This is a genomic window from Priestia sp. JV24, from assembly GCF_025910025.1.
Lineage (GTDB): Bacteria > Bacillota > Bacilli > Bacillales > Bacillaceae_H > Priestia > Priestia megaterium.
Genome location: NZ_JAPCIN010000005.1, coordinates 1 through 10,499, shown reverse-complemented (window position 1 = coordinate 10,499; position 10,499 = coordinate 1). Strand labels below are relative to the sequence as shown.

Here is a 10,499-nt window from a genome sequence, read left to right as displayed (position 1 = left end):
ATTACATCATGCCGCCCATTCCACCCATGCCGCCCATGTCAGGCATTGCAGGTGCTCCGCCTTCTTCTGGCTTGTCAGCAACAACTGCTTCAGTTGTTAAGAACATAGCCGCTACAGAAGAAGCATTTTGAAGAGCTGAACGCGTTACTTTTGTTGGGTCAACGATACCAGTGTCTAGCATGTTTACCCACTCGCCAGTTGCAGCATTGAATCCAGTTCCAACTGCTTCGCCTTTTAGACGCTCAACGATTACTGATCCTTCTAAACCAGCATTGTGAGCGATTTGACGTACAGGCTCTTCGATCGCACGTAATACAATGTTGATACCTGTAGCAGTGTCACCGTCAGCTTCGATGCTTGATACTTTATTATAGATATTTACTAATGCAGTACCACCACCAGCTACGATACCTTCTTCAACCGCAGCACGCGTAGAGTTTAATGCATCTTCAATACGTAATTTACGTTCTTTTAACTCAGTTTCAGTTGCCGCACCCACTTTAATTACAGCTACGCCACCAGCAAGTTTTGCTAAGCGCTCTTGTAATTTTTCACGGTCAAACTCTGAAGTTGTTTCTTCAAGCTGAGCTTTGATTTGGTTTACGCGTGCTAGGATGTCTTCTGCGTTTCCTGCACCGTTTACAACCGTTGTATTTTCTTTTGTTACAACAATTTTAGAAGCGCGACCTAATTGATCAATGCTTGCTGTTTTTAGGTCGAGACCAAGCTCTTCAGTGATTACTTCTCCGCCTGTTAAGATCGCAACGTCTTGTAGCATTGCTTTACGACGATCACCGAAACCAGGAGCTTTAACAGCTACAGCTGTGAATGTACCACGAAGTTTGTTCACAACTAATGTTGCTAAAGCTTCGCCTTCTACGTCTTCAGCGATGATTAATAGGGGCTTGCCTTGTTGAACAACTTGCTCTAATACCGGTAAGATTTCTTGAATGTTACCGATTTTTTTGTCTGTGATTAAGATGTATGGATCATCTAATACAGCTTCCATTTTATCTGAATCAGTTACCATGTAAGGAGATGCATATCCACGGTCAAACTGCATACCTTCTACCACTTCTAATTCAGTTGTGAAACCTTTTGATTCTTCAAGTGTGATAACGCCGTCGTTACCAACGCGCTCCATTGCTTCAGCAATTAATTGACCTACTTCTTCGTCAGCTGCTGAGATAGCCGCTACTTGAGCAATTGAATCTTTACCTTGAATTGGTTTAGAGATTGCTTTTAGTTCTTCAACCGCTACAGCTACTGCTTTTTCCATACCTTTACGGATACCCATTGGGTTAGCACCAGCCGTTACGTTTTTAAGACCTTCTCTGATCATTGCTTGCGCTAAAACTGTTGCAGTAGTTGTACCGTCACCAGCGACGTCGTTTGTTTTGCTAGCAACTTCGGCTACTAATTTAGCACCCATATTTTCAAATGCGTCTTCTAATTCGATTTCTTTTGCAATTGTTACACCGTCATTTGTAATAAGCGGTGAACCGAATTTCTTTTCTAATACAACGTTACGACCTTTTGGTCCAAGCGTTACTTTTACAGCATTTGCCAATGTGTCTACACCACGTAGCATTGCGCGACGTGCTTCTTCGCTAAATTTAATGTCTTTTGCCATGTTCTTTGACCTCCTCAAGATTTTCTTAATAATCTATTTTTTACGTATGATAAGTTTGTGGTTAAAATTAGCCGATTACAGCTAAAATATCGCTTTCGCGTAAAATTAAGTATTCAGTACCTTCGTATTTCACTTCAGTACCCGCATATTTTGAGAAGATGATACGATCGCCCGCAGCTACTTCTAAAGCTACACGCTCACCGCTTTCTAATACTCGGCCTGTACCAACAGCAACAATTTTACCCTCTTGTGGTTTTTCTTTTGCACTGTCCGGTAACACGATACCGCTTGCTGTTTTTTCCTCAGATTTTACAAGTTCAATCACTACGCGATCACCTAATGGCTTTAACAAGTGAAACAACCTCCTCAAATAATATGTTTGCATTTTTATTAGCACTCAAGCTCAACGAGTGCTAACACAATTATTATATTAAAACAAAGTGGGTTTTTTTTGCAAGTATTAAACAAAAAAAATTTAAAATTTACGAAAACTACATATAATAGTCTTAGATTTCGACGATTTTGAGAAATAAAGCATTCTTTTCTCTGTTCAATAATATGTATGTTACAATACGAGCAAGAAGAAATTACTGACTTTACAGTACTTCTTCGACATATATACATAAAAACCTTTTAAAGGAGTATAGAAGATTGGAAAAACGTTATTGGTATGTTATCCTCACCTACATCCTTATGCAGTTTTCAGGAGTTGTTGGTATACCGCTGTTAAAATTAACAGGAATATTTGATCAATATCCAGTTCGAACAGCGACTGTCATGCTTTTGACTTATTGGACCATCATTAGCTTTATCCTTGGTTTACTTATTGTCTTACTGCTGCTGCGCCGTGACATGTCCATGCGTATAGAACATGCGGGAACAACGGTAACTGTGGTCTGGTCAGTCCTTGGGGTGTTCCTGGCTATGGCTGGTCAAGCTGTAGCAGGGATGATTGAGCACGCTCTTGGCATTACCCAAGTATCTGAAAATACACAAAACATTGTTAATCTTGTTAAAGCAACGCCGTTCCTTATTGTCGTTACGTCTGTTATTGGACCAATTCTAGAAGAGATTATTTTTCGAAAGATTATTTTCGGTTCTCTTCACAAACGATATAATTTTTTTATCTCTGCATTTATTAGTTCCCTTATTTTCGCTGCCGTACACTGGGATTTTAAACATTTGCTCGTGTATACAGCCATGGGATTTGTATTTGCATTCCTTTATGCAAGAACAAAACTAATTATTGTACCCATTATTGCTCACGTGTTGATGAATACAATCGTTATTTTATCTCAAACTATTTTTGCAGATAAAATTATAGAAATGCAAAAGCAAGCAGAACAAATGCAGTTTATTTTTGGAGGCATGTTTTTATGAAGAATATCCCTTTAACACGAGGGTTTATTTATATTATTATGGGGATTTTATTCACCTACCTGGCTATTCAAAATGCTCAGGAAACCGTGTGGAACTTCCCTACGATCTTATTTGCACTCGTAGCCGCATTCGATTTCAGATTTGCGGTTCGCATTTTTATCTTGCACTATAAAATTAAAAAGTTGCAGCAGCAATATAAAAATCAAGATGATTCATCTAAATAAAAAAACCACTGTTTCAGTGGTTTTTTTACATACTAACATCTTCTCTTTCTTGCTCTGCCCTTGCCTTTAACACTTTGCGATACGAAATGCGGGAAATAATGATGCTGATTTCATACAAAATTAAGAGCGGCACTGTCACCATCATGTGCGAGAGCAATTCCGGTGGTGTAATCAGTGCGGCAATAACTAGCAGTACGAAATAGGCATACTTTCGAATTTGAGATAAAAACATAGGCGTTATAATTCCTAATCGCGTCAAAAACATGACGACGACAGGAAGCTGAAACAACAGGCCAAAAGGCAGTGTGAGCTGCATTAAAAAAGAAAAGTATTCATTAATGCCAATCACTTGGTTTACATTCAGCTCATCGGAAACCCGCGTCATAAAATCGACGACAAATGGAAACAACACAAAATAAGAAAAAGAGACACCGCCGATAAAGAGAAAAATGGAAACAGGAATATATCCAAGCGTTACCTTACGCTCTTTTTCATATAAACCAGGACTAACAAATGCCCAAAGTTGATACAGTGCAACAGGAGCTGCAAGTACACAGCCGATAATAACAGCAAACTGCATATAAATCTTAACTGGATCTGTTAGCCTAAATGCATTCATCGTTAAATTTTTTGCCTCATCAGCATGCTGTAAATAGACAATAACCTTATCCGCTATAAAAAAGCCGCCAATTGTGGCAATGACAAAGAAAAATAAAACAATTAAAATGCGTTTTCGCAGCTCTCCTATATGATCATATATTGACATTTCTTGTTCGGTCATACTATGATCACCCTTTTACTCTTTGTCATCTACTTGACGCTGTTTATCTTTTTCACGATCTTCTGATGCACCGCTAGCGGCATGCTTAAACTCTCTAAGCGTTTGCCCGACTGATCTTCCTAGCTCCGGTAACCGTTTCGGTCCAAAAATAAGCAGTGCTACAATCGCAATAATAATCCAACTACCTGCTCCAATCCCCATATTCCCACTCTCCTTATTAATTTAGACTTAAGGAAATCGTAACACAGTCCATCTTATTCAACAGGATAATTTTTCAAAAAGTAGACAAGCGACTGTAATTCTACAGCCAGATCAATATGATGCAGTCGAATCTCATCCGGTACGTTTAAGCGTGCAGGAGTGAAGTTTAAAATCCCTTTAATTCCGCAATTCACTAAACGATCGGTAATTTGCTGAGCCACAGTGGCAGGAACGGTTAAAATCGCCACTGAGATATCATCACTCATATAATCTTCCAATTGGTCAAGGTGATAAACCGGCACGTCGCCTACTTTTGTACCGACTTTATCTTCTATCACATCAAAAGCGCACTCAATTTTGGTGTTATTATTTTTAATAAAATTATAATTTAAAAAGGCCGTTCCCAGATTCCCTACGCCAATCAGTGCTACTTTCGTTACTTCATCTTGGTCTAACGTTTTACGGAAAAATGTAAGTAAATAATTTACATTGTAGCCGTATCCCTTTTTCCCTAATGCTCCAAAGTAAGAAAAATCCCGACGAATAGTAGCAGAATCAACTTTCACTGCCTCACTTAACTCCGCTGACGAAACACGCTGTTTACCAGAAGCATGCAAGTTTTTTAAAAAACGATAATAAAGCGGCAATCGTTTAGCCGTTGCTTGTGGTATTTTTAATTGTTCAGTGTTCACGTTGTACCCCCTCAGTTCATGTATGTCATTACTAACATTTTCAAGTCATATTGCATTACCTTTCACAAAGCCTCAACCGCTCCGAGGTAGCGCTTCCAATTCTCTCTCTTTTCTCTTGTTTTATATATACTCCGCTTCATACCCCGACTCCTTTTGGCTATCCAGCACTACTTAAAGTCGGTAGTTAGAACGAAGCAATTAGCCCTTCAAAGGATCCGTTTGTTAGTCATGACGGGTTTTCTACATCCATCATATATAAGTTCAGAGATGCACTTATCTCTTATTTTAACATAGTATCCTGTATAAAATGTGCAGGTAAAATCATTTTATTTCATGAATCAAAACATTCGCTTCATCATTTGTCCTTGTCCCTCTACAAATTACAAACGCTTGTAGGAAGAACTTGTAGTTGAAAATATGTTAAAATACACTATGGATATACTACTAGAGGTGAAAAAATGATTATTCTACAATTGAACGGTATTACAAAATACTATGGGGCAGAACCCATTTTATCGAATATAAAGTTAGAAGTACAATCAAAAGACCGCATTGCCCTAGTGGGACGAAACGGTGCTGGTAAATCAACTTTATTAAAAATTATTGCTGAGCAGCTTTCTTATGACAGCGGAGAAATTATTAAACCTAAAGGTGTTTCCATTGATTATATGGGACAAGATACAGTTCTTGAGTCAACACTCTCCATATGGGAAGAAATGATGACGGTCTTTGCTCCATTAAAGAAGATGGAAAAAGAATTACGTACGCTTGAAACGAAGATGGGCGATCCAGACATTTTTAATGATTCAGTTCAATACGAAAAACTAACCAAAGAGTACGATCAGCTTCAAGTAACGTTCAAAGATTTAGGCGGCTATCAATATGAAGCGGATACACGATCTATTCTTCACGGTTTCCGTTTTTCAAACTTTGACTATAGCACCCCTATTTCTTCCTTGAGCGGTGGACAAAAAACGCGCTTGGCTCTTGCAAAACTGCTTTTAACAAAGCCAGACTTGCTTATTCTGGATGAGCCTACCAACCACTTAGATATTGAAACTTTAGCATGGCTGGAACAGTTTCTGCAAGGGTATGAAGGAGCTATTTTAATTGTTTCACACGATCGTTACTTCCTTGATAAAGTCGTAAATCAAGTGTATGAAGTCACAAAAAAAACAACGGTCAAGTACACGGGCAACTACTCTAAATACCTTGTACAAAAAGCAGAGCGATATGAAAAAGAGTTGCGTCAGTACGAAAAGCAGCAAGATGAAGTCGCAAAACTGAATGATTTTATTCAGCGAAATATCGCCCGCGCATCGACTACAAAACGTGCGCAAAGCAGACGGAAACAGCTCGATCGAATAGAGTTAATAAATCGACCTAACGAAGGCGAAAAATCAGCTAGTTTTTCGTTTGAAATTGAGCGTCAAAGCGGAAATGAAGTCTTAAATCTCGAAAACGTGTCTATCGGATATGATGAACACAAATACGTCGTCCAAGAGGCAAACCTTCGGATTAAAAAAGGTGAAAGCCTTGCATTGGTTGGCCCTAATGGAGTTGGGAAATCTACGTTATTAAAAGGTATTGTGGATAAACTAAGCTTCAAGACTGGAACCATTTCTTTTGGCTCAAACGTAATGGTTGGTTATTACGACCAAGAGCAAGCTAATTTAACTTCTAATAAAACCGTTTTAAATGAGCTTTGGGATGACTACCCATCCAAACCTGAAAAAGAAATTCGTACAGCGCTTGGAAATTTTCTGTTTTCAGGTGATGATGTACTGAAAATCGTTTCGACGCTTAGCGGTGGTGAAAAAGCACGTTTGGCTCTTTCGAAGCTTATGCTTCAAAAAGCTAATTTCTTAATTTTAGATGAACCTACTAACCATCTTGATTTAGATAGCAAACAAGTACTCGAGAATGCATTAATTGATTACCCAGGGACTCTATTATTTGTTTCACATGACCGTTATTTTATTAATCGTATTGCAAACAAAATAGCAGAGCTATCTCCTGAAGGGGTAGAAGAATTTCTTGGAGATTATGACTATTATGTCGAAAAGAAAGCAGAAATAGAGGAAATCAAAGAATTAGAAAATATGAAAGCAAACGAAGAACGTACGGTAAAAGTAGATAAACAGTCCTATAAACAAGATAAAGAACAAAAGAAATTGATGAGGCAGCGAACGCGCCGAATTGAAGAAATTGAAACTGAAGTAAACAAATTAGAAGCCGCACAAGCGGAGAATGAAGAACTTCTTTGTGATCCTGAAATTTATCAAAACCACGAAGAAGTATCAAGATTGAACGGTGAAAATGAAAAAATTTCTTCACAGTTATCCACATTAATGGAAGAGTGGGAAGAATTACAGCTGCTTCTAGAAGAATAGCCTGTATTTTTTCGTATTTATTCGCCCTATTTACTTGTTCGTGCCCTTTAGAACAAGCTTTATCCACTATGTGAATAAATAGTGGATATCTGTCTGATTTTCATAATTAAAACTTGTTGATAACATGTCCGTGTACTGAGTACACGGACTTTTCCACATAATTATCCACAGGCAATTCTAAATTTATTGAATATTGTTGATAAATTATTTTTACCCACAAAAAAGACGAATGAGAAATAAATCTCACTCGTCTCTTACTCTTCCAAGTCTAAACCGGGGTTTGCGTTTAATGACATATCTGAGCGTTTTCCTTGAGCAAATCGTACACTTGCCGCTGCTCCAATCATTGCGGCATTATCCGTGCATAGAGACAGCGGCGGGATAATAAGCTCAATGTTTGATAATGGTACAAATGCCTCTTCTAGCGCTGCTCTAAGTCCTTTATTAGCAGCAACTCCTCCTGCTACTAACACTTGCTTAACGTTATATTCCTTTGCAGCTTTAACCGTTTTAGTTACTAACACATCAATAACACTCGCTTGAAAGCTAGCAGCAAGCGTTTGTGGAAGAATTTCTTCACCTTTTTGCTTCGCGTTGTGGACAGTGTTAATAACTGCTGATTTTAACCCACTGAAACTAAAATCATAGGATCCTTCTTCTAGCCAAGCACGCGGCAAATCAATTAATGGCTCTCCTTCATGTGCAAGGCGGTCAATATGCGGTCCACCTGGATATGGAAGGTTTAACGTGCGGGCTACTTTATCGTAGGCTTCTCCTGCTGCATCATCTCTCGTTTCACCAATCACTTTAAACTGACCGTGACTTTCCATGTATACAAGCTCCGTATGCCCTCCAGATACAACTAGCGATAAAAGCGGGAATTCTAATTTTTTGATTAACTGATTTGCATAAATATGTCCTGCAATATGATGAACACCAATTAATGGCTTTTGATGCGCAAATGCTAGCGCTTTGGCTGCATTTACGCCAATAAGAAGTGCTCCCACAAGCCCAGGTCCTTCCGTTACAGCTATTGCATCAATATCTGCAAACGTCAAGTTCGCTTGATTTAAAGTTTCTTCAACTACTACCGTAATTTGTTCCACATGATGACGAGATGCAATCTCCGGTACGACACCGCCAAATCGTTTATGGCTTTCTATTTGTGATGCCACCACATTGGCTACAATTTCATGACCGTTTCGAATCACGGCCGCTGCTGTCTCATCACAGCTTGTTTCTAATGCTAAAATTAATTGATTTTCACTCATAAATTCACCCACATAACTAATGCATCCTCATTGTTATCAGAATAATAATTCTTACGAATACCTCCAGGTTTAAAACCTAGCTTTTGATACAATGATTGTGCAATATGATTAGATACCCTAACTTCTAATGTCATTGACGCAGCACCTAGTTTTCGAAGAACGTCCATCACGTTGCGCAGCAGCAATTCACCGAGTCCCTTACCTCGGTAGTCTGGCAATAGGGCAATGTTGGTTACATGTGCTTCGTCAATAACAATCCACGTTCCGCAATACCCAATAATATTTTCTCCTTCTTCCATCACAATGTAAGTTGAAAATTGATTATTGGTTAACTCATTTTGAAACGCTTCTGAACTCCAAGGTGTCGTAAAAGACTTCTCTTCGATTTTCACTACTTGATCAATATCTTTAACTTCCATTAAGCGAAACTTAATTGTTAGTTTCATGTTTATACCTTCTTTTATCCTTTTTGCTGTGAAGCAAGCCAGTTGGCTTCCGCTTCAGCTAAACGAATGTAGTTCGGAACAAAAGTATGCACAGACTGCGGCTCTTTCTTTATTCCTAAGAAAGCCAATTCACTTGGTCTTGGATTAAACTGCTGAACATGGGCAAATACAGCTTGTTCACCCAGCACTTCTTTTAACGTCTCTTCATGCATAGGAAGATCATTGCCTATGAATAAAATAGGTTTGTTGTATGACTTTAAATGTTCCGCCCAGTCCTTATTAATAACAAGTCGATCACTTTCAACTTCTAGAAGACTTCGTTCGTTATTCCATTCATATAGTCCTGTATAAAGCTGTTGACGGCGCGCATCAAATAACGGAGCAATATACCCATCAAAATAGCGACCGTTTGCTGCTAGTGCCTCAAGGCTAGATACACCTATTAAAGGAATATTTAAAGTCCAAGCAAGTGTCTTGGCAATGGTAACGCCAATGCGTACACCTGTATAAGATCCAGGACCGTGCGCCACTACAACGCGGTCTAGCTCGCTTGGCGCAATATCACAGTCCTTTAACAAAGATTCCACAGCGTTCATCACACGAACGGAGTGATTCTTTTTTAGATTCGTAATAATTTCTCCAATTACTTTGTTTTCTTCAACGACAGCAACACCCATGACAAAATTGGATGTATCAATGGCTAACATTTTCATCTTTTAAAAAGCTCCTTACATATTTCAACGTACCGACTCCCTATCGCTTTTACAAGGATTTTACGAGTCGTTTCGTTTTCATGGTAAATATTGATTTGAATATATTCATTAGGAAGCTGCTCTTCAATCAGATGAGCCCACTCCACGACCGTCACGCCATCTCCTTCAAAATACTCATCGAACCCTAGGTCTTCAAATTCATCCCCTAGACGGTACACATCCATATGATAAAGAGGAAGGCGACCGCTTTTGTATTCTTTAATGATCGTAAATGTCGGGCTATTCACATTGCGTTCAATTCCTAATCCTTTAGCTAAACTTTTTGTGAATGTTGTCTTTCCAGCTCCCAAATCGCCTTCAAGCAGCAGCACGTCACCAGCTTCTAATAAAGTTGCTAGACGAGCAGCCAGCTGATTAGTTTCATCAGGAGACGTAGACATAAACGTAAATTCGTTAATCTCTGTCATTCATTCAGAACCTCACTTCAACCTGTATATATATATTGTAAACGTTGTGGACTATACATATCCAGTAAGAAATCCAACAATCTTTAACATCGCAATTCTATAAGGAAATTTCTTTGTATATAAAAAATTCCTTAGGATTGCTCCTAAGGACGGTAAAGTTTTATATAAAAATGGTTCAAACAATAAAAAAGACGAAACACATTGTTTCGTTTCTAAAACATGGCGGTCCCGACGGGAATCGAACCCGCGATCTCCTGCGTGACAGGCAGGCATGTTAACCGCTACACCACGGGACCAT

At 38.8% G+C, this 10,499-nt stretch carries 12 protein-coding genes and 1 tRNA gene; 3 read left to right on the top strand and 10 right to left on the bottom strand.

Going from position 1 to position 10,499, the window contains the following annotated elements; translation table 11 throughout:
- Window position 1: 1 nt before the first annotated feature.
- Window positions 2-1,633, bottom strand: coding sequence for a chaperonin GroEL (gene groL / locus OK414_RS01105; protein WP_263046020.1), 1,632 nt, complete (start codon window positions 1,631-1,633; stop codon window positions 2-4).
- Window positions 1,634-1,700: 67 nt separating this feature from the next.
- The gene (gene groES / locus OK414_RS01100) at window positions 1,701-1,985 is read right to left on the bottom strand and encodes a co-chaperone GroES (RefSeq protein WP_013055026.1); all 285 of its coding nucleotides are present in this window, start codon (window positions 1,983-1,985) and stop codon (window positions 1,701-1,703) included.
- 299 nt (window positions 1,986-2,284) lie between these two features.
- Between groES and OK414_RS01095 the strand changes: the two genes are divergently transcribed.
- Window positions 2,285-3,013: a CPBP family intramembrane glutamic endopeptidase gene (locus OK414_RS01095; RefSeq protein WP_263046019.1), complete on the top strand. Its 729-nt coding sequence runs from the start codon at window positions 2,285-2,287 to the stop codon at window positions 3,011-3,013.
- Window positions 3,010-3,237 carry a YdiK family protein gene (locus OK414_RS01090; protein WP_013055024.1) on the top strand — a complete coding sequence of 76 codons (228 nt, stop codon included), beginning with the start codon at window positions 3,010-3,012 and terminating at the stop codon, window positions 3,235-3,237. The genes OK414_RS01095 and OK414_RS01090 overlap by 4 nt, the downstream gene beginning before the upstream one ends.
- A gap of 25 nt (window positions 3,238-3,262) precedes the next feature.
- On the opposite strand, the gene tatC is transcribed toward OK414_RS01090, so the two are convergent.
- From tatC to OK414_RS01075, 3 genes are read right to left on the bottom strand one after another with little or no spacing between them, the layout of a single operon-like run.
- On the bottom strand, window positions 3,263-4,018 hold the full coding sequence (gene tatC, locus OK414_RS01085; protein ID WP_013081431.1) for a twin-arginine translocase subunit TatC: 756 nt from the start codon (window positions 4,016-4,018) through the stop codon (window positions 3,263-3,265).
- A 15-nt stretch (window positions 4,019-4,033) separates the two neighbouring features.
- The gene (gene tatA, locus OK414_RS01080) at window positions 4,034-4,219 is read right to left on the bottom strand and encodes a twin-arginine translocase TatA/TatE family subunit (protein ID WP_013055022.1); all 186 of its coding nucleotides are present in this window, start codon (window positions 4,217-4,219) and stop codon (window positions 4,034-4,036) included.
- 53 nt (window positions 4,220-4,272) lie between these two features.
- The gene (locus OK414_RS01075; protein ID WP_013055021.1) at window positions 4,273-4,911 is read right to left on the bottom strand and encodes a redox-sensing transcriptional repressor Rex; all 639 of its coding nucleotides are present in this window, start codon (window positions 4,909-4,911) and stop codon (window positions 4,273-4,275) included.
- A 458-nt stretch (window positions 4,912-5,369) separates the two neighbouring features.
- Between OK414_RS01075 and OK414_RS01070 the strand changes: the two genes are divergently transcribed.
- Window positions 5,370-7,304, top strand: a complete 1,935-nt coding sequence (locus OK414_RS01070; RefSeq protein WP_263046018.1) for an ABC-F family ATP-binding cassette domain-containing protein — start codon at window positions 5,370-5,372, stop codon at window positions 7,302-7,304.
- Between the two features lie 254 nt (window positions 7,305-7,558).
- Here the strand turns inward: OK414_RS01070 and tsaD are convergent, their stop codons facing one another.
- From tsaD to OK414_RS01045, 5 genes are all read right to left on the bottom strand, one after another.
- Entirely contained in the window at window positions 7,559-8,575 is a 1,017-nt protein-coding gene (gene tsaD / locus OK414_RS01065; protein ID WP_026106485.1) for a tRNA (adenosine(37)-N6)-threonylcarbamoyltransferase complex transferase subunit TsaD, read from the bottom strand.
- Window positions 8,572-9,021, bottom strand: coding sequence for a ribosomal protein S18-alanine N-acetyltransferase (rimI, locus tag OK414_RS01060; protein WP_034654811.1), 450 nt, complete (start codon window positions 9,019-9,021; stop codon window positions 8,572-8,574). The genes tsaD and rimI overlap by 4 nt, the downstream gene beginning before the upstream one ends.
- A gap of 14 nt (window positions 9,022-9,035) precedes the next feature.
- Complete coding sequence (gene tsaB, locus OK414_RS01055) at window positions 9,036-9,734, bottom strand: tRNA (adenosine(37)-N6)-threonylcarbamoyltransferase complex dimerization subunit type 1 TsaB (RefSeq protein WP_013081427.1); 699 nt, start codon at window positions 9,732-9,734, stop codon at window positions 9,036-9,038.
- The gene (tsaE, locus tag OK414_RS01050; protein WP_013081426.1) at window positions 9,731-10,201 is read right to left on the bottom strand and encodes a tRNA (adenosine(37)-N6)-threonylcarbamoyltransferase complex ATPase subunit type 1 TsaE; all 471 of its coding nucleotides are present in this window, start codon (window positions 10,199-10,201) and stop codon (window positions 9,731-9,733) included. Before tsaE ends, tsaB begins: the two co-directional genes overlap by 4 nt.
- Before the next feature lie 220 nt (window positions 10,202-10,421).
- Window positions 10,422-10,497: transfer RNA gene (locus OK414_RS01045), tRNA-Asp, on the bottom strand.
- Window positions 10,498-10,499 lie beyond the last annotated feature (2 nt).